Here is a 25,744-nt window from a genome sequence, read left to right on the forward strand (position 1 = left end):
TAAAAAATATACTGATCTAAGAAATGCTCCAGTCAAGTTAAAAGCAAACTTAATTCATTTCTCTAATCTATTGGTGGGTACTTTTATTTACTTGCTATCTAACCATGAATGTAACACCTCTGCATACAACTTTGGCTGCTCTAAATGAGGATTGTGTGACGCACCCTGGATAATTGCCAATTGCGCATTACTCATTAATTCAGCATATTTTTTACATGTAATGGGTGAAATAAAATCATACTCTCCCACTGTAATCAAGGTGTTTACCTCAAATGCAGATAAATGGGGTAATCGTTCATAATTTTTCAAAACACCGGTCACTAGAAAATCATTACATCCCCACATGTGATCCCGTAACTGAGTATTGGTATTCACCGAAGACTCGAACAGTTCATCTGGCCAAACCGGTAAACGACATAAATGATGCTCCGCAAAATATGCGGTTGCTTCCATCAACTCAAGAGTATTCGTTTTATTCTGTTCAATTGCCAATTTAAAAGCCGTTCGGATATTCTCAGGAAAAGTGGCGAGTAATTCATGCATAGAAGCTAAATAAGCGTTGATACTTAACACAGGTGAGGCCAAAATAAGATTGGTAATCTTATCAGGATATGTTAATGCATAATCAAAAGCATACATAGTTCCTGCAGAATGTGCATAAAGATTAAATCGCTGAAATCCTAAATGCTGACTTAGTTTTTCAATTTCATCCACGAAGCGATCTATGTGCCACCAGTGCGGATTATTCGTTTTTGCAGACCAGCCGCAATCCAACTGATCATAAAAAACTACAGGTCTCTCGGGAAGAAACGAAGCTAAAGAAGCTAAATAATTATGCGGGGTCCCAGGCCCGCCATGAACCACAATGAGTGGTAATTCAGCTGCGTACTCATTAGCAATTGTATATGCAATGGTTCCGCCAATGACTGAACATTGAGCGGAAGAACAATATTCATTTAAAATCACGCAGGGACTTCCTCTGAAGGTTGGTTCGCATTTAACCAACTTAAAGAAAACAAGCTCGCGATGATTACGCCAAAGAAAATAGACAAAGCAAACATAAAGGGCTGTCCATTATACAAATAACCCGTGATCGCCGTAGACACAGAAACCAACAAAGCCCTAGACCCCATGATCAATGAAGAAGCAGGACCTTGTAATACCGGGAATATGGACAAAGAGTTGGAAAAGATAATGGGATAACAAGCAGCAAAACCGATCCCAAATAAAGACATAAATAAAGTGGTCCAATAGGCTGAACTTATACCTTCTACACTCAATACAACAAAAGCCAATATACTGATGAAACTCAAAGTGACACCATATTTTACCGTTTTATTTGGACCAAATATGGGAATAATTTTGCTTGCATACATACTGGTTATCGCAAAAGAAGCCACAATAATTGCCTGGTGTACTACAAAAGTTAAAGTAGTTAAACCAAATGTTTCTATGTATAAAAAAGCACTACCTACTATATAAGACATATATGCAGCAAATAATAGGCTTGGAACCATAGATGCTGTAATAAATTGGCTACTGGTAAGTAGTTGCCTGTAATCACCCATCATTTTTTTAGTGTTAAAACGATCTAATTGGTTCTTTGATTCTGGCAATAAAAACAATAATAAAACCCAAACAAACACACTAAATATTGCCACCGTGCCATAATTGCCTCGCCAACCAATCGCTTGATTGATTACGCCTCCTAATAAAGGTGCACAAGCCATAATGATTGATAATGCAGCATTCATCATGCCAATCAGTTTCATCGCTTTTTCACCCTGGTATAAATCAGCAATCATAGTGAATACCAAAACGACTGAAGTACTCGCGCCAATACCTTGGATAAATCGAGACATTAAAAGAAAATCAATGCTTGGCGCATAAAAACAACCCACTGCACCTATTGATAAAATCGCATTGCCAAATAACATCATCTTTCTTCGGCCAAAACTATCCGACAAAGGACCGTAAAGCAAAGCTCCAAGGAAATAACCTAAAAAATTATAGGTAATCGTTGCTTGAATAACGCTTTCAGAAACATTAAAAAACTGCGCAATCTGGGGAAACCCAGGTACTGAAATGTCCACTTCAGCACAAGTACTAATTAATGACAGCAAAAATAACCATGGTAAAAATCGGTTTTGCATTATTACTCCTTCAAAATGATGGTTCTATAAGGATAGTCACTCCATATAATGCTGAGCAAAATCCACATAACATCCTTTATAATCGCGAACACCTGTTTGCGGATCGAAATATAAAATTCTCGTTGCAATTTTGTCAACGAAATGTCGATTATGGCTGACAAAAACAACCGTTCCACTATAATGAACTAAGGCCTGCGCCAAAGCTTCAATGGTTTCCAAATCCATGTGGTTCGTTGGCTCATCAAGAATTAATAAATTAGGTGACTCTAAAATCGTCTTAGCCAATAAGAGTCGAGCAGCCTCCCCTCCACTGAGTGATAAAATATCCTTATCTACATCTTCTTTCACAAACAACATTTGACCAAGTGCCCTACGTATCTGCTGCTCAGTCACACCACTCACGACGTCAGATAACCAATGAAAGACACTCACATGACGATTGAGCAGTTCATGATGATCTTGAGAAAAATAACTCATGCTTACTTCATGACCTAAAATAACTTGGCCTTCATCACTCTGGATCATCCCCGTTAAGATTTTAATTAAAGTGGATTTCCCAATTCCATTAACCCCCATAATTGCTACTTTTTCACCACGATCTACTTTAAAATCGAGATGTGTGAATAAGGTCTTATTCTTAAATGATTTACTCAAGTGCTCTGCTTTAATTACATGCTTTCCAGATATTTTTTTAGGTGCAAAATGAAAATGCGGTGCAACTCGTGAAGAGTGCTTCACATCAGGAATCTCGATTTTTTCAATCATCTTCATGCGCGAGCGCGCTTGTCCTGCTTTAGAGGCTTTGGCTTTATATTTATCAACAAATTTTTGCATTTCTGCAATCTTGGCTTCAGCACTCTTTTTTTCAAGATTTTTTTGCTCTTCTAACTGATTTTTTTCCGTTAGGAAGCGCGCATAATTGCCGCGGTATTGTCTGATTTCACCGTAATCCAGATCCAAAATATAATCCGCTAAATTATCAATAAATTCCATGTCATGGGAAATAAAGATAACTAGTCCTTGGTATTCATTTTTTAAATACTTCTCCAACCAACGAATAGATAAAATATCCAAATGGTTTGTGGGCTCATCGAGCAATAAAACAGAAGGATGTTGAAATAAAGTTTGTGCCAATAGAACACGCAACTTATAACCACCTGACAATGCCTTAAGTGGTTTTTGCAGATAATCTTTAGCAATTCCTAAACCTAATAAAATCGTTTCAACCTCTGCTTCCGCCGAATATCCATTATAATGCGCGATAATCTCTTCCAAAGCTGCAAAACGAAAGCCTTTATCATCATCCCAAGTATCACTTGCCAATAGGGCTTCACGTTCCGACAAGGCCTGCCATAATTTAGGCTTTCCTTGTAAGACAATATCCTTAATTAAAGTATCTTCATAACGAAATTGATCCTGCTTCAACCAGCCAATTGTAGCATCCTTGGGCATCATAATTTCCCCGGAAGTCACCTCCTCTTCTCCAGTAATCAGCCGAAAAAAAGTTGATTTTCCGCAGCCATTTGCGCCCACCAAAGCATAACAAAACCCTGAATTTAAGTTCAGACTTACATCATAAAAAAGAAGCCGTTGACCATAAGCCATACCCAATTGATTTAATGCAATCATGCCTCTACCTCAACCAATAATTCCCGGCTATAGTATCTCTGTTTGAGCTCAAATACGAGAGCATCTGCAATCACTTGTACATGAGGTGCTGCATTCATCGTAATATGAGTACCTGGGACCAAAATAGATTTAAAAGATCCATCAACCAGTTTCTGCCAATGAGTTTCCTGATCAGAAGGAAAATCATCGATAATCTCAGTATGCGCAAAAAAGAGTACTCTACCTGGATAAGGCTCTGGCTGATGCTGATGCAAAAGCCGTCCATGTGCTTGCCAGGTATGTAAAAATCGCGGCAAAAACTCTGTGGATAATAATTCTTTTAACTCTGAATCTTTGGCGCGATTCGCAATGAGCTCTATTTTCTGCTCCAATGTTTTTTGTGCCTGTAACTCTGCAATTGAAATCTGTAAATTACCTAGTCCATGTTGCATCAGATAAATAAGAATCTCTTCTGGGTTCATCAATTTAGGTAAATTGGTATAAGCAGGGGTATCAATAAGCACTACTAGTGGTATTAATTGTCCTGATTGAGCTAATTGTCTTGCCATTTCGAGTGCTACTGCACCACCAAACGATGAGCCACCTAAAATATACGGGGGTTGTAACCCAAATTGCTGCAGATGATGCAGATACGAAGCGGCCATAGATTCAATGCTGGTAAAGGACGCCCCCCCATCCAATAATGGCGAGCGTAAGGCATACACGGCCTGGTTTTCAGGGAGTGCTTTGGCGAGATCACGATAAAAATAAACATCGCCACCGATTGGATGAATGAGCACTAATGGAATCTTGTTTTGATGTGCGTTTCCGGCTTTAATTAAAACCACAGGCGAATGTGCTTTATCAGTTTTTTCTTGTTCTTTTTCGATTAATGCCAATAAACCGTCAATAGTAATTCGATTTAAGGACATTAATTCCAGATGCACCCCTAATTGTCGTTGCAATTGCGCACTCAATTGCACTGCTACGAGTGAATCCCCCCCTAAATCAAAAAAATCCTCATTATTTTTAAATGATTCAATACCCAATAACGTAGTCCATAGGCTCCGTAACACAGAAATAATGTACTTACGATCATGAACAATAACCCCATTCGCTTGAGTTGGTGGTTTGGCAACTACTGCTTTTTTTCGTGCAGGTAACCAATATTCCGTTTTGGCAAAAGCATAAAGTTTAGGAGTTCCTCGTTCTTGTTTGGCCTCGACAGGAGCTTCTTCAAGAATTAAATGGGCATTAGTTCCACCAATCCCAAAAGAACTTATTCCCGCACGCCGTGGAAAGTCACCTTGAGTCCAAGGCTTTAAAGCAGTGTTAACATAAAAAGGACTGGCGGCAAAATTGATTTTACTGTTCCCAGACTGATAATGCAGAGTAGGAACTAATTGCTTATGATAAAGGCAAAGAATCGTTTTTATTAACCCTGCAATACCTGCTGCTACATCTAAATGCCCTATATTTGTTTTCACGGATCCAAGGGCGCAAGATTCAAGTGCCATACCAGAATCTTTGAAGACCTGAGTTAGTCCTTCCATTTCAATAGGATCGCCCAAAGCAGTTCCTGTACCATGTGCTTCGATATAGCTTATGGTATCTGGTGAGCACGCCGCTCTTTGTTGCGCCAAACGAATGACTTCTGCTTGTTTTTGGGGGCTCGGTGCGGTAAAACCAATTTTTTGATGTCCATCATTATTAATAGCAGAGGCTTTGATTACTGCATAAATAAAATCTTCATCAGCTAATGCTGTACTCAATGGCTTTAATACTACCAAACCAACACCCTGGCCTTCAAAAGTACCTTGCGCTTGAGCATCAAAAGCACGGCATTTAGCATCGGGCGAAAAAATTAATCCAGGTTGATATAAATAACCTTGCTTTTCTAATTGACCGATAGATACCCCACCCGCTAATGCCATATCACAATCACCAGCATTTAGAGCCAAACATGCCTGATGTACTGCGACTAAAGAAGTGGAACATGCCGTCTGAATGGTGATTGCAGGTCCAGTCAAATTCAATTTATAAGCAATTTTGGTACACAAAAAATTAGCTTGCTGATGAATCATCAATTGAAACTGCCGAGATAAGTCATCTTGCGTCTGATTTGGTAACACATGATCGCTAAAATAATTATTTTGCCCACAACCGGCAAAAATTCCGATGTCCCCAGCATAATGATGCGGATTATAATTCGCGTCTTCCAATGCATGCCAAGCACATTGCATTAATAAGCGATGCTGGGGATCCATAATCTCCGCTTCCGAAGCGGTGTAACCAAAAAATTCAGCATCAAAGCATTTGATATCGCTTAATTTACACTGTGCTTTCACATAATTCGGATGATCTACTAAAGAAGGATCTAATCCTTGCTCCAGTAACTCTTCACGTGAATAATAAGTGAGTCCTTCTTTGCCGGTTTGTAAATTAAACCAAAATGTTTCTAAATCATCAGCACCAGGAAAACGGCCCGCCATCCCGATGATGGCGATATCATCCTGTTTTAAAGCGGGTTGTATTCTTTTCTGTTCTAATTCATCTGAGTACTTGTCTGCCGCTAAATAACCCAACAAGGCACTAATTGAAGGAAATTTAAATAAATCCAATACCGTAATCCGTGCTTTGATTGCTTCGGGTAATTTGCTAAAGAGTTTAATTAGGGAGATGGAGTGTCCTCCCAAATCAAAGAAATTATCTGTCACCCCCACTTTACTGACACCTAACACTTCTTCCCATAAAGCAGCCAAGAGTTTTTCTTGTTCTGTTGTAGGAAGTGCATAATGCGCACGCCTGGTCAAATTGGGTTTCGGTAACGCCTTTCTATCTAACTTACCATTAACAGTGAGTGGAAATTGCTCCAGCTGCATATAGGCCTGTGGCAACATATAATCCGGTAATTGTTCTTTTAAAAAGTCGCGAAGTTGCGTCTCAACCACTAATCCTGACGCAGTAAAATAAGCTATTAAATTCTGCTCAAGCTCAATCACCACCGTTTGTTTTACCTGAGGGTGCATGCGCAGTATCGCCTCGATTTCGGCTAATTCTATCCGGTGGCCTCTAATTTTCACTTGAAAATCATTCCGCCCTATAAATGCCAACTCACCATGAGGTAACCACTTAGCCAGATCTCCCGTTTTATATAAACGATTATATAATGGATGCGTGATAAACTGCTTCGCCGTTAAATCAGGACGGTTTAAATACCCACGAGCCAAACACGCCCCCCCAATATAAAGCTCACCAACAGCGCCTATAGGCATGGGCATTAAAGAATCATCTAATACATACACAGACTCATGATGAAGAGGCTTACCTATACTTACTGTCGGTGCATCATGTTTAGAATATAGCTTTGTCGTAGACCAAATGGTCGTTTCAGTAGGTCCATAAACATTAATCACTCTATGTGCTTTCGCTAAAGCTTTTGCTAATAACTCTGGGGAAAGCACTTCACCGCCAATTAAAAAAGTGGTGGTGCTGCAATGCTGCAATGAGTCTAATTTTAACTCGCACACGCTAGGGGTCATTTGAATAAAATCAAAAGAGCGACAATCTAACATATTGAATAAGGGAGTCCCCAATTCTACTCTACCACCTGTTAATAGAGGCAAACCGTATTCCAAACCAAAAATATCGAATACAAAATGAGTCATACTATAAGTATTGAGTGGCTTCTGCTCCGAAAAATACTCAGCTTGCATCGACAATAAAGTCTGCAAAAAAGCCCTATGCTCAATCATTACTCCTTTAGGTTGCCCTGTGGTACCGGATGTATAAAGAACATAAGCCAAATCATCAGACTTTAACGGCCAATTCAAATTACGTGTCGCTTGTTGTGCTATGGCTAAAGCATCATCAGGATCATCTAAAATTATCGCGCGTGGAAATGTATGACTTACAGCATTACACGTTAAAACAAGCTTCGCTTGGCTATCGTCCAAGAGATGCTGCACACGCTGTGCCGGCATTGCAGGATCTATGGGCAGATAAGCACCACCTGCTTTGAGCACTGCCAATAACGCAATCATTAAATACTCATTTTTTTCCAGGCACAGCGCAATTAAACTGTCTTTTTCGAGATGGACTTGTTGGCGAATATAATGCGCTAACTGATTAGCGCGTTGGTTTAATTCAGCATAACTTATCTGCATCTGCTCATGGGTCAAAGCAATTCGCCCAGGATACAAAGAAACTTGCTCTTCAAAATAATCAATAAAAGTCCGCGATAACCCAGGAGAACCCATTGGCTCTGGCAAAGAGGATTCTACATAATTTAATTCACGCACTTCTTGTAAAGGGTTTCGAACCATTTGATCCAACAAATAATTTAAAGTTACTAATAATTGCGTCATCAATGATGTATCAAATAATTCACCAGCATAAGTGAGTTTAATCTTCAGCAGGTCATCTTCTTCATCTGCAGCAAGCGATAATGGATAATCACGTTTCTCAAAAGTACTTTGGATCTCAAAAGGCAATTGATCTTCTGGATTTTCTACCGCCAGATTAGGATAATTTCCATACATAAATAAGCAATCAAACAAACGTTCGCCCTTACTTTGTAGCTTAGCCAAACTCATCGCACTTCGTTGATTTATTTCATTAGAAATTTCCTGCACACGACGAATTGCAGCCAGCACACTAAGACCATCATGTTGGGTGTGATCCACAATCACCGGCAACGTATTAATGTACAAACCTACAGAGTGCTCCACGTGATCAACAGGTATGTTTCTTCCTGAAACAATAGTACCCACTACCGTTTGTTTGCCATTGCCATAAATGCGCATTACCTTATGCCAAGCGTAAAGAATAATCGCATTTAAAGTAATGCCATGTTCTTGACTCATCATTTTAATCTGTTTAAAGCGTTCTTCGGCGATGCAGATGGTCTGCTCTGATTGATGAATGATGTATTTGTAGTCGCTTAATTTAAGCTGTTTTTTTCCCTCTTGCAGAAGATTACCTAAATCCGCTTTATGTTCTATTTGGGACACATATTGTTGCCAAAACGACAGATTTTCTAATTCTTGAACTTGTAAAAAATGTTGCGACTGCGCATAAGCTGTATCTACCGTAAAATCAATACATTCTTGATGCAGCAACTTCATATACATTTCATGTACAAATCCAAGTAATATGGGGCCACTCCATCCATCAATAATGGCATGGTGTGCATTAAAAATACAGGTATACTGTGTTGCCTGTTGTTTAATCAGCTGAATTCGAAACAAATTCCCTTGGGTCAAATCATATGCTTTTTGTCTATCATCTTGAACGAGCTGTTGTATTTTATGCTCTTGATTGTCTTTATCCTGGCTTAAATCGATAAACTGCCAATGCAAATGCCCCGCTTTATCAATCACTTGGACTAATTCTTCCTCAACCCAAAAGCGCAAACGCAAACTGGGATAACGTTGTTGTGCGAAACACCACGCGCGTTGTAGCAGTTCAATGTTTATCTGACGATCATAAGACCAGACAATTTGCATGCGATAAGCTTCATCTTTTTGTCCCTGGCTCATAAAATGATAGATAAAACCCTGATGCAAACTATTCGCCAAATAAACGCCATCTAACTCCCGATCATGCTGTAATTTGTCCAGGCAATGAGCACTCACGCAATGATGTATATCACTTAGTGTTAAAAAGCTACGAGCCAAAGAGTGTTGATGGTCGATAATCATCAAGAGTTGCTTCTTATAAACCAAGGCCAAGCGATCGGTTACTTCTTGGGACAGCTGCGTCCGAAACGTCATTTTTAAACGGCCTTGATAGACGCCTCCATAACAAGTAATGCAATGTGTTTCTTGATTATCCGGATGCATGGCTTGTCCGGAAGACTCATCGACCACATGCCAAAATTCAGATTGTTGTTCAAACTGTCCCAGATAATTAAAACTCACTACTGGCATTTGGGCAATGTCATAACCCAACAACGCGCCATAACCAATTCCTTTATGAGGAATTTGGCGTATATTGTCTTTAATCTTCTTGATGCTGTGCCCTAAATCATCACCTAATTCAAGACGAACCGGATACAAGCTCGTAAACCAACCCACCGTACGTGTCACATCAATAGACGCTGCAATGTCTTCACGGCCATGTCCTTCCAACGTCACATGATGCACCGATTCACCACTGAGGTCATTTAATGCATAAGCTAATGCAGTAAGTAACAAATCATTGATTTGGGTGTGATACGCATCATTCGTTTCTCTTAACAAAGAGGAGGTAAATTCTTCTGCTAATTCCAATTCGGCACTACTAAGTACTGGCTGCCTCTCCAATGCTGGGACTTCTTTTAAATCAGCAACCACTTCCTGCCAATAAGTACGCTCTTGTTCATGGTGCACTGCATAATCCTCCAATGCACCAATCCATTGGCGATAACTACTGCCTTTAGACCCTAAAGACCGCCCCTCATAAAGATGCTGTAAATCATCAGCCAATATCCGCCAGCTTACAGCATCAACCAATAAATGATGCATCGCAACATAAATGCGACTGCTTCCATCCGCATAACCTGACAAATAGGCAAAACAATACAACGGTCCTTTAGACCCATTAAAGCCGGACTGCCACAACGTCATCTGTTCTTCTAATACAGCAGCATCAAGGCCTCTGACATCCAAAACCTGCAAACCCGAACAAGTGCTCCCTGCATCATAATATTGTTCAATCGTTCCATCACATTCGCGAAAACGAAGGCGAAATGCATCATGATGGGCTACTAATTGCTGCACGCAAGAACGCAAACGCCCCACATCCAAAGCGGGCGTCTTGATTAAAAAAGATTGGTTCCAATGCCAGTTTTTCGTAAAAGATTGCGCAAAAAACCAGCGTTGTATCGGTAATAAACCCGCAGCGCCGCTCAATAATCCTTGCTCTCCAATCGCCATCTCCTGCAATTCCGGCTCACAACGTGCTGCCAGTTGCTCGTGCAAACGACGTATCGTGCGGCAACTAAATAAATCCTTCACACTCACTTGCAATTGCAAGCGTTGCCGTATGCGACTGATGAGCTGAATGCTGATGATGCTGTCTCCTCCTAAACGGAAAAAATCATCATGTACACTCAAAATCCCTGCTTTTAATCCTAATACCTCACACCAGATAACACTCAACTGCCGCTCTAACTCCGTACTCGGTAACTCGTGGTCTTTTCTGGGGCCTGCTGCAGGCTCCGGAAGATTTTTTATGTCCAACTTGCCATTCGCTGTTAACGGAAAAAAATCTAAATGAACCAAACGCGTAGGAACCATATACTCCGGCAAGCGACTTGCCAGTTGCTCCAGCAATACCTCCTCGTCTTGCTCCCCATCACTTAGGTAATAACCCACTAAATACGACTGACCCAAATGCTGCTTCACCACCACCAAACTTTGTTGCACCTGCCCACAACCAAGCAACGCTTGCTCTATCTCGCCTAATTCAATCCTGTGACCTCGAATCTTCACCTGAAAATCATTACGGCCACAAAACTCCATATAACCGTCTTCATGCCACCGCCCCAAATCACCGGTGCGGTACACTTTTCCTAACTGCGGATGGGTAAAAAACTGGCGTTGGGTAATCGCTTCATCACCCCAATAATTTAACGCAACGCCCATTCCTCCTATATGAATTTCCCCCATAACACCCACTGGACAATGCGCCCCATCTTGATTGAGTACATACATCTGCTGGTTGGGCATCGCAAAACCATAGGGAATGCTACTCCAATTGGGATTCACCTCTTCTATAGGATACCAAATCGACCAGATACTTCCTTCGGTCGCACCGCCCAAACTCATCACCGTCGCTTCAGGACAACTGTCTTTAAGCTTTTTCGGCAGCGAAACAGGTATCCAATCGCCACTCAGTAAAAAAACACGTAAAGACGGCAATCGCCCTTCTGCTTCATCAACCAACAACCCCGCAAGCTGCGGTACCGTATTCCATAAACTAATTTGATGCGCCTCAATCAAAGACAACCAATGCTTTGGCTCTTTAGTCTGTTCCTGTTCTGGAAATACAATACAACCTCCTGCAAGCAGTAACCCATAAATGTCATACACCGACAAATCAAAACTTAATTCCGATAAGGCCAATACTTTATCCGATGCACTCACCCCAAACCGCTCATTCACTGCCTCTATCGTATTTAAGGCGCCACGATGACTTATCGTTACCCCTTTAGGCTTCCCAGTCGAACCCGAGGTAAAAATGACATACGCCACATCATCGGCATGAACTGAAGGTCTTTCTATACTTAATTCAACATTGCTTTCCAAAGCATCTTCAATAATCAAAACCTGATACTCAGTTGCTAATGAAGCATAGCTCCCTTCTTGTGCCGCCATCTTTTGCGACATCAGCACCAATTCAACTCCTCCCTGCTTTAATACCTCATGCACCCGACCTATCGGCCAATCAACATGCAACGGCAAATACGCATGCCCTGATTTCATAATCGATAAAGTTGCCACAACCTGGCTATAGCCCTTTTCACTCAGCACCGCAATTAAGCGACCTTGATTTCCCGTCGCTAAAATAGAGGACATCAGCTGTTCGCTCGCCAACCATAATTCACCATGCCTATGCTCCGAACTCTTCCCCGAATCAATCACCGCAATTAAATCCGAACGACCCGCTTCATGTAACGAACGCTCATACGCACTCACTAACGTCTCTTCACTTGATGCCCGGGTATATTGGTTGGCTGCAGCAATAAGTTCTTGATGCTTCCTGGGTAAATAGGGTGATAAATCAATAGACTGATTCCAATCTTGATGTGCTAAAACTCTAATTAAGCTGCAGTAAATTTGATTTAAAGTTGCGATAAAATCTTCGGGAAATAGTTGATCGACATACAGCCACTTACTCATGAAGCAGTCACCCGTTTCTACTGCCTGCAAATCAATCCAAGCCTGGGATGTTTGCCCACACCAATAACGCTTTTCCTTAAATTCATCTGCTTGTAAGAAGGTTTCTGAATCAAAGTGATGTGATTTATTCCCCACAACTCCGGTAAATACAATCGGTGAAACCGCTTCAGTGGCATCCAATCCATGTAACTTACTTAAAGCCCTTTGCACGTCCATTCCTGTGTAAAGCGCATGGTTGATATCATCCCACATCCGTTGATGCGTACGCTCAAAAGTATTAATCCAACTTGTACCTAAATCTTTAAAGTGAAATAAATCCGTTGTAGTAAAATCTCCCCAAATCGCATTAGCCTCATCATGAATGGCATAACGATTAAACAGCGTCAGAGTGATCAAAAATTCCTTATGTCCTGAAAAATAAGCCAGTACACTGCCATACAAACTCAACAAAACTGAGGAATAAGAGACCTGATAATCACTCGCTTTTTGCTTAAACAAGACCCAATCTTTTTTATCCACGATCAAGGTATGGGCTGAAAAAGTGGGATATTCAATTTGTTCAGGGGCTTTTTTAAACGGAAAGCCTGGACGTAAAGGCATGGATGAAAGCTTGCTCTCCCAGTACTCTCTATCACGCGCATACCAAACCGAATGTTTTAATAGCTGGTAGTATTCCTGATATTCTTTAAATGAAATGCTTGGCGATGTGATTTGTTGCTCTGGATTACGATACAATGCGCTGATTGCACCGAAAAAAGACAAACGACTCTTAACGTCCAATAAAATTAAATCTGAACTCACATGTAACACCCACATGGTGCGAAACTGAGTGACTTCAAAAGCAAATAAAGGAAACGATTGTGGATCATAAACTTGATGTGATAAACGCTCTCTAATGGATTGTAAATCTTTTTCATCACCATCCAGGTGACGATAGTCATTCACTTTAACCGAATAATAAGGAGTTTCATCCAAAGATAAAAATCGCTGTTGCAACTGCTCATAAGAATAAACCGTACGTAACACAGGATGTTCTTTGATCAAATAATTGATAGCTTTTTCAAGCCTGGAGACATCAAGAGAGGGGTAATAGTATTCACTGTAGACATGATTGGATATGTTACCAATTTCATATTCACCTAAACGTCCCAATAAATATGCTTTCTGAATTTCTGTCATTGGGAACCAGGCATATTGCTCCGAATTGGGCAACAAAGGCAAAGCCGCTAAATCTGCTTCACTTAAAACATCCTTAAAATCACCTGGCGTATATTGCGGTTTATCCTGGTGACTTTGGCAATGCGTCAGAATAGCATGTAAATGCTGTTGTAATGCGTGCAGTAATTGTCTGGTTTTCTGCTCATCCAAGTGTGCATCAACCCTCAATTTTAATTGGCCATCAACAACCATTCCCAAGATATTGATTAAGTGGTAATCCTGATTATCCGGATGCATGGCTTGTCCGGAAGACTCATCGACCACATGCCAAAATTCAGATTGTTGTTCAAACTGTCCCAGATAATTAAAACTCACTACTGGCATTTGGGCAATGTCATAACCCAACAACGCGCCATAACCAATTCCTTTATGAGGAATTTGGCGTATATTGTCTTTAATCTTCTTGATGCTGTGCCCTAAATCATCACCTAATTCAAGACGAACCGGATACAAGCTCGTAAACCAACCCACCGTACGTGTCACATCAATAGACGCTGCAATGTCTTCACGGCCATGTCCTTCCAACGTCACATGATGCACCGATTCACCACTGAGGTCATTTAATGCATAAGCTAATGCAGTAAGTAACAAATCATTGATTTGGGTGTGATACGCATCATTCGTTTCTCTTAACAAAGAGGAGGTAAATTCTTCTGCTAATTCCAATTCGGCACTACTAAGTACTGGCTGCCTCTCTAATGCTGGGACTTCTTTTAAATCAGCAACCACTTCCTGCCAATAAGTACGCTCTTGTTCATGGTGCACTGCATAATCCTCCAATGCACCAATCCATTGGCGATAACTACTGCCTTTAGACCCTAAAGACCGCCCCTCATAAAGATGCTGTAAATCATCAGCCAATATCCGCCAGCTTACAGCATCAACCAATAAATGATGCATCGCAACATAAATGCGACTGCTTCCATCCGCATAACCTGACAAATAGGCAAAACAATACAACGGTCCTTTAGACCCATTAAAGCCGGACTGCCACAACGTCATCTGTTCTTCTAATACAGCAGCATCAAGGCCTCTGACATCCAAAACCTGCAAACCCGAACAAGTGCTCCCTGCATCATAATATTGTTCAATCGTTCCATCACATTCGCGAAAACGAAGGCGAAATGCATCATGATGGGCTACTAATTGCTGCACGCAAGAACGCAAACGCCCCACATCCAAAGCGGGCGTCTTGATTAAAAAAGATTGGTTCCAATGCCAGTTTTTCGTAAAAGATTGCGCAAAAAACCAGCGTTGTATCGGTAATAAACCCGCAGCGCCGCTCAATAATCCTTGCTCTCCAATCGCCATCTCCTGCAATTCCGGCTCACAACGTGCTGCCAGTTGCTCGTGCAAACGACGTATCGTGCGGCAACTAAATAAATCCTTCACACTCACTTGCAATTGCAAGCGTTGCCGTATGCGACTGATGAGCTGAATGCTGATGATGCTGTCTCCTCCTAAACGGAAAAAATCATCATGTACACTCAAAATCCCTGCTTTTAATCCTAATACCTCACACCAGATAACACTCAACTGCCGCTCTAACTCCGTACTCGGTAACTCGTGGTCTTTTCTGGGGCCTGCTGCAGGCTCCGGAAGATTTTTTATGTCCAACTTGCCATTCGCTGTTAACGGAAAAAAATCTAAATGAACCAAACGCGTAGGAACCATATACTCCGGCAAGCGACTTGCCAGTTGCTCCAGCAATACCTCCTCGTCTTGCTCCCCATCACTTAGGTAATAACCCACTAAATACGACTGACCCAAATGCTGCTTCACCACCACCAAACTTTGTTGCACCTGCCCACAACCAAGCAACGCTTGCTCTATCTCGCCTAATTCAATCCTGTGACCTCGAATCTTCACCTGAAAATCATTACGGCCATGATAAGTAATCTCCCCATCTGGAGATAAGCTCACTACATCTCCAGTTTTATACAAACGACTGTTGTAATCTTGTCTTTTTTGCTCTGCTGATTGGAATGGATTCACAACAAAACGTTCCTTGGTCAGCTCGTCACGATTCAAATAGCCTCGCGCTAAGCCTACACCACCGATATAAAGTTCACCCAAAGCATAAAAAGGTAATGGGTTCATGTGCTCATCCAAAACATAGACGGTGGTGTTATCTATAGGCTTACCAATAACAATTTCGACAATATTTTTATCACTGCAGTCAGCGTATAAAACATCAATAGACGCTTCGGTCGGACCATAGAGGTTATGGATCTCTGTGTGGGGTAATAAGTCATGAACTTGTTTCACTTGCGCTAATTTGAGGGCCTCTCCGCTGCAAAAAATCATTTGCAAACTAGGAATTGTATCCAAGCGTAACTTCAATGCATCCATGAATACATGAAGCATCGATGGAACAAAATGTGCTCGGGTGATTTCTTCTTGGCGCATCAAGGCATACAGATAATCCGCATCTTTATGCCCTTCAGGCTTGGCAAAAACCAAACACGCGCCATACCAATGCGCCCATAATAGCTCCCAAACAGAAACGTCAAACACATAAGGTGTTTTTTGAATGATTTTATCCTGTTCGCTCAGTGGATATTGTTTATTCATCCAATGAATGCGATTCACTACGCCGCGATGCTCCAGCATCACTCCTTTAGGTTGTCCTGTAGTTCCTGAGGTATAAATGACATAAGCCAAATGTCTGCTGGTGTGTTGCGGCGAAAGATTGTCACAAGATTGTTTTGCAAGTTGCTGGACAAAGCGTGCTTCATCTACCGCATGAATAGGCAATGTTAAAAAAGACTCTAACCAGGATTGATGGTGCTGATTGGTTAACAATAAAGGAGTGTGGGTGTCTTGAATCAAATACTCAATTCGTGCCTGGGGGAAGTCAGGAGCAATAGGCACATAAGCAGCCCCAGCCTTTAATACGGCGAGGATGCTAATCATCATATGTTCACTGCGATCCAAACAAAGGCAAACCATCGTATCAGGCTTTAAAGCATAGCGCTCGCGCAAAAAATGTGCCAGCTGATTGGCACGATTATTTAATACGTGATATGTGAGACGATTCTGCTCATAAACAACAGCAATATTTTCTGGGGTTCGTGCAACTTGCTCCTCGAAAAGCTGATTGATGGTTTTTTGCTGTGGAAAATATACTTCTGTGTGATTCAATTGATGAACAATACGGTTCCATAAGCATTCATCTAATAAATGCATGGAGGATATTTTTTGCAGTCCCACTCCTTCACAATATTTCATTAATAAATGGGTAAAACAATTAAATAAGCGTTTGATATATGCGCTTTCGTAACGATTGGCAAAATAAGTCACTGTAAAATAGATGCTCTCATCATGCTCTTTGGCAATGATTGATATCCCAAATTTTCATAACAATCGGGTAACACAATAGACTGTGCAAACTCTGCAATTTCTGGCGTCAACACTTGTTTAAAATTATGAAAAGTAAACAATACCTGCAACAAAGCAGGTAAATCCTCATGATTACGCTTTAGATGCTGTGCCAATACATCCAAATTTATCTGATGATAGGTATTGAGAAAAGAAATCGCCTCATGAATTTTTTGCGCATGGTATAAAACTGATTCTTCTTTTTTATATTCAGAAATTAAAGGCAGTGTATTGATGAAAGGACCAATAACCTGATTCATTTCCGGTAAACGATTTGAAACAGTCAATGCAATCGGAAAGTTAGTCTGCCCCCCTGAATACGTACTGAGTACTTGATACAGACCGGTTAACAATAAAGAATATACGCTGATCTCATGATCAAGAGCTAACTGCTGTATTTGTTTATAAGTATGTTTTTCTAATTTAAACTCATAAAATCCAGCACCATTATCAGCTAAGAGTGTGCCGCGCGCTAATAAATTCAAAGGTTCAGCTGCATCCAATTGCTGGGCTAATTGGTTAATTGCATGCTGGTAAGGCTCTGTATGCAGAGCATAATCTTGAAAACATGTGTAATCAAAATAATGAAACGTGCGCTCATTCTTCTCTATGCATCCTTTACTTATTTTTTGATACTGATCCACGAGCTCATTGATCATTAAATCAGCAGAATAAGCATCCGATAGCATATGGTGATGGGTTAAGTTTACCAAGAAGTGCTGAGTGTCCCTAATTGCCATTAATTCCAAATAAATTAATGGCTCATCCTCCAAAGCAAAAGCTCTCCGTCCCTTTTGCTCACAAACTAAAGTTATTTGTTGCGCGCTAATACTGCACTCGTGTATCGTTAAGCCGTTTTCAGGGAGAATTTCATAGTTAAGTTCATCAACAATATGCATTCTTAAGATTGGGTTTTTGTTCACCAGGTGTAGAATTGCCTGTTTCAATACATTCGGATTCGCATTTTTAAAAAGCACAAACAAAGGAACGGTATAGGTAGCTTTCTGTTCATCCAAAGTAGTTTGTAAATACATTCCTTTTTGAATGGTTTGCAGCTCCCACTTGTGTAATTGCTCAGGTATCTTATAAAAGCCACAGTATTTTGCCTGTTCTTCGGAATGAATATCATTGTATTCCAACAAAAACAATAACTCAGTTTTATAGTTTTTGACCTGTTCTTTCAACTCTTGAGGAAAACCAACACTTTTATCCACGCTAAACGCTAAATTACCTTCATCATTTTTCCAGAGTAAAATACGATACTCTTGCAATTGATATAACAAACGCGTTGCACTCATTAAATAACTCCCTCTTCACGTACCTCTTCTTGTGCAGGAGAAAAATTCCTGGCAATGTCACGTAGTGTGCTGTATTGGTACAAATCAGTTAATTTCATATTCAGTTTCAATTCACGATTTAATTGCCTGACTAACTGCATCGCCAGGAGCGAATTACCGCCCAAGGCAAAAAAATTATCTACCAGGCCAATTGAGTTAAGAGGTAAGGACAACACTTTTGCCCAAATACTCGCCATATGCAATTCAAACTCTGTTTCTGGAGCTTGATATTCATGTTTTATCGTAATCTCAGGCAATTGATTTTTAGCTAATTTGCCATTAGCACTCAAAGGTAAAACATCCAATAAGGCATAAGCATGCGGCAACATATAATCAGGCAATGAGTGGCTTAATTCTTGATTTATCAATTGCTTTAATGGAATAAGCGGTGTCACGCTATCTGGCTTTTCTTGCTCTTGAGCGTCGATACTTCCCAATACCATGGCATATAAAGCACCTGCATAAGGAGTAAATCCTAAGGTACAGCTGCCTATATTATGCGCATATAAAGACTGACTAATTGCTTGAAATGAGTAACCAGCCATCAGGTAGTTTTGCAAGGAATCTTCCCCTTCAGCAGTGATCATCAATTGACTAGAGCGCAGCAGTTGGCCAAATTCACTGCTTTGTGTCAATATGGAAAAATCTTGTAAAGAAAGAACAGAATGTTGCACCTCATCTCTATAGTTTTGGTTCTGGTTGTATAAGTACTTTAAGCCAAGCGAAAAACATGGAAAAGAAGCCTTACCCTGAGCCAACTTCACCTTGGCCAATAAGTGATTGTCGCTATCCCAAGCCTTATCCTCTATAGAAAGCGCATACGAAAAACCTTCTAATAAAAGAGAGGACAACATTAAGTGCAACATATGTCCAAGTTCAAGATAAGCTAATTTTTTAGATAAATCAGCGTACAAAGGTTGAATTGCTGGCCAATGCACGACAAAGTGAAACTCAATGTCTGGAGAAGCAAGTGCAAAATCTATAGCGCACAAAGCTTGTTTTATAGGGTGATAATAAAATAACCCTGCTTCCAAGTCCTGTAATTTTTCAGGAACGCTCACAAAACAACGCACGGCGTAAGAACTACCACCAGAAGGATATTGATATTTGGGTAATGCTCTATTGACTACTTGCTGTCCCGCGATACCTGCCAGAATACGCATTAGAGACTGGATATCAAGTGGATCAAGACGATATTTACACTCTGCTTGCATCATCAGGCTGGAATTACCTATCTTTTGCACCAAGGCGCTGTCAATCGGTGTATCAATGAAATTCCTATAGCTTTTGCGTCGATTAGGATGGGCTACTAAAACAGGTTGTGGTAATTGATAAGAAATAGGTTGGTTTTCTAGCAAACCGCGTTGCTCTAATTTGAAATGATCTTTATCGAGGGAACTATCTTGCTTGCGGTTTTCTGGCAGTAAATAGGCGACCAAATGCGTTTTTCCTTCATGTTTTTGCAAGGCCACAACTGCCTTCTCCACTCCATTAATCTGCTCTATTTTGGCGGTAATTTCATCGAGTTCAACACGATATCCATTAATCTTCACCTGAAAATCATTACGGCCACAAAACTCCATATAACCGTCTTCATGCCACCGCCCCAAATCACCGGTGCGGTACACTTTTCCTAACTGCGGATGGGTAAAAAACTGGCGTTGGGTAATCGCTTCATCACCCCAATAATTTAACGCAACGCCCATTCCTCCTATATGGATTTCCCCCATAACACCCACTGGACAATGCGCCCCATCTTGATTGAGTACATACATCTGCTGGTTGGGCATCGCAAAACCATAGGGAATGCTACTCCAATTGGGATTCACCTCTTCTATAGGATACCAAATCGACCAGATACTTCCTTCGGTCGCACCGCCCAAACTCATCACCGTCGCTTCAGGACAACTGTCTTTAAGCTTTTTCGGCAGCGAAACAGGTATCCAATCGCCACTCAGTAAAAAAACACGTAAAGACGGCAATCGCCCTTCTGCTTCATCAACCAACAACCCCGCAAGCTGCGGTACCGTATTCCATAAACTAATTTGATGCGCCTCAATCAAAGACAACCAATGCTTTGGCTCTTTAGTCTGTTCCTGTTCTGGAAATACAATACAACCTCCTGCAAGCAGTAACCCATAAATGTCATACACCGACAAATCAAAACTTAATTCCGATAAGGCCAATACTTTATCCGATGCACTCACCCCAAACCGCTCATTCACTGCCTCTATCGTATTTAAGGCGCCACGATGACTTATCGTTACCCCTTTAGGCTTCCCAGTCGAACCCGAGGTAAAAATGACATACGCCACATCATCGGCATGAACTGAAGGTCTTTCTATACTTAATTCAACATTGCTTTCCAAAGCATCTTCAATAATCAAAACCTGATACTCAGTTGCTAATGAAGCATAGCTCCCTTCTTGTGCCGCCATCTTTTGCGACATCAGCACCAATTCAACTCCTCCCTGCTTTAATACCTCATGCACCCGACCTATCGGCCAATCAACATGCAACGGCAAATACGCATGCCCTGATTTCATAATCGATAAAGTTGCCACAACCTGGCTATAGCCCTTTTCACTCAGCACCGCAATTAAGCGACCTTGATTTCCCGTCGCTAAAATAGAGGACATCAGCTGTTCGCTCGCCAACCATAATTCACCATGCCTATGCTCCGAACTCTTCCCCGAATCAATCACCGCAATTAAATCCGAACGACCCGCTTCATGTAACGAACGCTCATACGCACTCACTAACGTCTCTTCACTTGATGCCCGGGTATACCGATTAGCCTCCTTAATAAGTTGTGCCTGGAGTTTGGGTAAAACAGGAATGGGGAATACATCACACTCCCAATCTGTAAGCGCTAATGCTTCAATTAATTGACAATACGTTTCATGCATTGCTTGTATGGTTTGGGGAGCAAAAAGCTGCTCCACATAATCCCATTCAGCAATAAATCCTTCATGAGTTTCATAAGCTTTATTATCCAACCAGACTTGTGATGTTTGTGAAATTGCATAATGAATGCCTTGGTAAGAAGAATTCATAGGAAGATGGAATAAGCTGCTTTGATTTGCGCCGCCTAAGACGCTGGTTAAGACTACTGGCGATAAAATAGTATCTGAAGAAATGGAGTAATGCTGTCTTAACATTCTTTGAAAATCGATACCGTCAAATAAATTATGTTCAATATCCGTTAACAGCTGTTGGTGTGTTTTTTCAAGTACAGAATTGATCACTTCTAAAGCATTATGTTGATAGGCAAAAAGCTCCAAAGCAGTGAAATCACCGATCAGATCATTTACTTGAGGATGCAAGGGCAAGCGATTAAATAAAGTTAAATTAACAGCAACCTGTTTTTGTCCACTCCAGAAACAAAGTGTGCGTGCATACGCCTCTAAAACCAATACAGTAAGACTGATCCCAATATGATGTGCTTTAGCAGCTAATTTATCCCAAATCAATTTGGGGATTGTTTTACTAATTCGTTTAAAATGTGGGTACTTAACCTGTGATGGGCGTGCAATCAAAGGTAAATTCATTTCCAAATAATAGTCATCTAAACGTTTTTGCCAATATGCTTGAGCTTGCTCAAATAATGGACTCGTTCTTAACTGCGCACTTTGAAGAAGATAGTCACGAAAGTTAAGCTCTAGTTCTGGGAACTGATGTCCAGGATGCTCATAAAGTGTAATCCACTCTTTAAAGAGAATTTCAAAACTACTCATATCAATGATAATGGCATCAAAACTCACATGCAGCAGATAATTGCCATTGAATTGAGTGACAATCACATCAAATAATGGGTAAGTATCCGGGGAATATACTTTATGGGAAAATTGCTGACGAATAGCCAATAATTCTGCCTCTGTACTTAATTCAAAATAAGCAATTACATACGGCTTGACCTTGTCCAGAAAACATTGTTGATCCTCAACAAACACAGTTCTTAACGCCAAATGACGCTGAATTAACTGATTGAATGCATCTTGCAATCGATCTACATTTAACTCCGTATATTTAAATTCTGTATAAACATGGGTAGAAATATTGCTTAACTCGAAATGATCAAATCGCCCCCAATAGTAAGTTTGCTGCACGTTATTAAGTGGAAAAGGTTGATAAAGATTGCTCTTATCTATAGTCTGAATTTGATACTCTTTAAAAATAAACCGGCCTAGACTTTGTTCGACGCGATACGCCAAATTGGCAATGTTTTTTTCTATAAATACATCACGAATCGCAATATCGGAATGCAATTCATGATTGATTTTATTTACCAATTGAATGGCTAAAATGCTGTTACCACCTAAACGGAAAAAATCATCCAGTATGTTCGCTCGCGATACAGAAAAACCTAAAATTTCAGCCCAAATCCCGCACAGTCTGGCCTCCAGATCATTTCTCGGTGCCATAAAACTAGAACGATTAAAACTCGGTGCGGGCAAAGCCTTACGATCCACTTTTCCATTAGGATTTAATGGAATTTCGTCTAAGCGCACCAGCATGTTGGGCAACATATAATCAGGTATTTTTTTTGCCAAATGCGCAAATAGTGCTTCCTCATCTGTAAGAGAATGAGCTACATAATAACCTACCAAATAATGATTGATTTGCGACGATTTTTCTTCATCCTGCATCGTCTTTACCACAACGACACTGTGTTGCACTCCAACGAATTCATTTAAGGCACTTTCTATATCACCTAATTCAATTCGATGGCCGCGAATTTTCACTTGAAAATCATTGCGCCCCATAAACTCAAGTTCACCAGCAGAGGTCCAGCGCACTAAATCACCTGTTTTATACAAACGCATTGCATGCGATGAGTCAGTAAATGAGTGATCAATAAATTGTTGTGCGGTTAATTCTTCTCGGCACCAATAACCACGCGCCAACCCAGCACCCCCAATATATAACTCACCAATTGCTCCAACAGGTAATGGCAACAAATGCTCATCTAAAACATAACATTCTGTGTTTGCTATAGGGTGACCTATAAAGGAAGGGTTGTTTGTCTGTTGGCAGAAATTAATAGTAGACCAAATTGTTGTTTCAGTAGGTCCATAAACATTCCATAACAACTGAACTTTTTTCATTAACACAGCAGCTAAAACTTCATTTAAAGCTTCACCACCACACAAAGCACGAATTGCTAACGTTTTGTCCCCTAACGCTTGAACCACCAAATGCCACAAGGATGGCGTTGCCTGCATCACGGTTATTTGCTTTTCCTCAATGATTTGCAGCAAACGCGGTACATTCATTACCTCATGTTGACCAGCGAGAATAATTTCACCGCCACAAATCAACGGCATATATAATTCAAGACCTGCTATATCAAACGCAATAGTAGTCACAGCCAGCAATTTATCCATTGCACTAAATTTGACTGTCTCGGCAAAATAAGAAATTGTATTCACCAAAGCCCTATGTTCAATCATAACTCCTTTGGGTTTTCCTGTGGTTCCTGAGGTATAAATAACGTACGCTAAGCGCGTCACATCATAATAAGGTTCTAAGTTTTCCTTTGAAAATGAACCTAATTGCGCCTTGATTTGCGGTGCATCTAAAGCCAGCAACGGAATTATTGGCGTGATTTGTTGTAATTTTTCGTAATAACAGCTGTGAGTCACAATTAAAGCAGGCTGACAATCATCAAGAATGGTCGCCACACGTTCGCTAGGGTATTTCAGATCCAAAGGAACATAAGCATTACCTGATTTTAATACGGCCAAAACAGCAACAACCAAATCAACCTTACGCTCCAGATAAAGGACAATAAGTTCTTGTGCAACCATTCCTTGTGCATGAATCCACGCCGCTAACTGATTTGCTTGTTCATTTAACTCTTTATAGGTTAAATAGATTTCTTCACAACTCACGGCAACCTGATGAGGTAATAATGCAGCTTGTTGTTCAAACAATTGATGCATCGCTATTTGTGGAAACTCTTTTTGTGTATTTTGTGGCATTAGCCAGGATGGAGAGGCCAATTGTTGAAAATGACCCAAGCGGATTCGCCCTTGAACAAATGAATCAATCCCTGATAAAAAATGATCCATAATCTGCGGCAATGATACAAAAAAATGAAGGTGTGGTGGGTAGCTTACGGTAATTTGTGCTAATTGCGAGTCATAATCAATAGATATTACTGCATCATGTTGTCGGTTTTTCCTATCAAAAGATACCAAGACAGAAGAATAAGTTGATGGAGTAACCGCATAAAACTTATTATGAATCACTTCATACCGTGGATCCTGATAACGGCTCTGTAAGGAACCATAATCGTCGTTGAAATAACATGGAACAAATTTGGTCAATTTATTGCTAGCGACCAACACATCATAAGTATAAATGCCTTCTTTTCTAGAATTGAATAATTGTAATAAATAAAGGGTGAATAGTTCCAAATAATCTCTTCGCGGCAAATGACAGCACTGACTATTCCTCATCGTTCCTATTTTTTGAGGATGAGCATCAATTAAAAAAACATCCTCATTATCTTGAACCGACTGATAATGTTGATTCAAGAGCACAAGTGCATACTCATAAGTTTGCAATGCTACGAATTGATTGGCTTTTGGATTGCAAGCTCCAGGGATTAATTCACTCTCCCCATATTTAGAAAGATGGATAATAGTATCAATGAATACTTCTGTTAACTCTCTATTTATATAAGACAAAAAATCAGGATCTTGCTGATGATAAGAATTAATTATTTGCTTACTAACTACTTGCTTTTGCTCATTACTTTTACCAATAAACGAGTAAAGGTTTATTTGATCCGTAAGCAGTTCAAAATCTAAAATAATGGACGCCCTTTTTGATCTTCTTGAGGCATCCATTAAATGCAACTCGTAATTAACCTGGAGTTGCTCTGACTCTTCTTCGCTAACCACCATAAAATTATGCGTATATTTATCAATCCACTTTGCCTGTATCTCCACCCAATGCGAATTCACAAAAACAAAATGTCCAGCATCAATCAGATAATCGATAAAAGATTCGACTAGTTTATTGATTTTTAAATTAATTAAGACCTTTAATATTTTCATCGCTATTATCCTGATTGACGTTCGGATAAGTCATGAAAAGACTCATGTCTTTATCCAAAATTGACTCTTCGATTTCATTGGAGGGATATTTTTTA

The 25,744-nt window shown here is 40.4% G+C and carries 6 protein-coding genes; all 6 read right to left on the bottom strand.

What is annotated here, in order from left to right:
- Positions 1-87: 87 nt before the first annotated feature.
- Genes EL220_RS15270 through EL220_RS15295 form a run of 6 tightly spaced genes read right to left on the bottom strand, consistent with a single transcriptional unit; the run spans position 88 to position 25,649 of the window.
- Positions 88-966 carry a proline iminopeptidase-family hydrolase gene (locus EL220_RS15270; RefSeq protein WP_027271774.1) on the bottom strand — a complete coding sequence of 293 codons (879 nt, stop codon included), beginning with the start codon at positions 964-966 and terminating at the stop codon, positions 88-90.
- Positions 963-2,153 (bottom strand): MFS transporter, encoded by a 1,191-nt coding sequence (locus EL220_RS15275; protein WP_051544753.1) that lies wholly within the window; start codon positions 2,151-2,153, stop codon positions 963-965. Before EL220_RS15275 ends, EL220_RS15270 begins: the two co-directional genes overlap by 4 nt.
- A gap of 36 nt (positions 2,154-2,189) precedes the next feature.
- The gene (locus EL220_RS15280; RefSeq protein ID WP_027271773.1) at positions 2,190-3,782 is read right to left on the bottom strand and encodes an ABC-F family ATP-binding cassette domain-containing protein; all 1,593 of its coding nucleotides are present in this window, start codon (positions 3,780-3,782) and stop codon (positions 2,190-2,192) included.
- Positions 3,779-17,167 (bottom strand): non-ribosomal peptide synthetase, encoded by a 13,389-nt coding sequence (locus EL220_RS15285; RefSeq protein WP_128130929.1) that lies wholly within the window; start codon positions 17,165-17,167, stop codon positions 3,779-3,781. Before EL220_RS15285 ends, EL220_RS15280 begins: the two co-directional genes overlap by 4 nt.
- Positions 17,164-18,543 (bottom strand): condensation domain-containing protein, encoded by a 1,380-nt coding sequence (locus tag EL220_RS15290; protein ID WP_128130930.1) that lies wholly within the window; start codon positions 18,541-18,543, stop codon positions 17,164-17,166. Before EL220_RS15290 ends, EL220_RS15285 begins: the two co-directional genes overlap by 4 nt.
- Complete coding sequence (locus tag EL220_RS15295; RefSeq protein ID WP_128130931.1) at positions 18,543-25,649, bottom strand: non-ribosomal peptide synthetase; 7,107 nt, start codon at positions 25,647-25,649, stop codon at positions 18,543-18,545. Before EL220_RS15295 ends, EL220_RS15290 begins: the two co-directional genes overlap by 1 nt.
- Between the last annotated feature and the right edge of the window lie 95 nt (positions 25,650-25,744).

Origin of the sequence: Legionella sainthelensi, assembly GCF_900637685.1 — a bacterium.
Classification (GTDB): domain Bacteria; phylum Pseudomonadota; class Gammaproteobacteria; order Legionellales; family Legionellaceae; genus Legionella; species Legionella sainthelensi.

Coding starts and splice junctions, on each gene's coding strand:
- EL220_RS15275 (WP_051544753.1), bottom strand. CDS start 2,153: ATGCAAAACCGATTTTTACCATGGTTATTTTTGCTGTCATTAATTAGT.
- EL220_RS15280 (WP_027271773.1), bottom strand. CDS start 3,782: ATGATTGCATTAAATCAATTGGGTATGGCTTATGGTCAACGGCTTCTT.
- EL220_RS15290 (WP_128130930.1), bottom strand. CDS start 18,543: ATGAGTGCAACGCGTTTGTTATATCAATTGCAAGAGTATCGTATTTTA.
- EL220_RS15295 (WP_128130931.1), bottom strand. CDS start 25,649: ATGAAAATATTAAAGGTCTTAATTAATTTAAAAATCAATAAACTAGTC.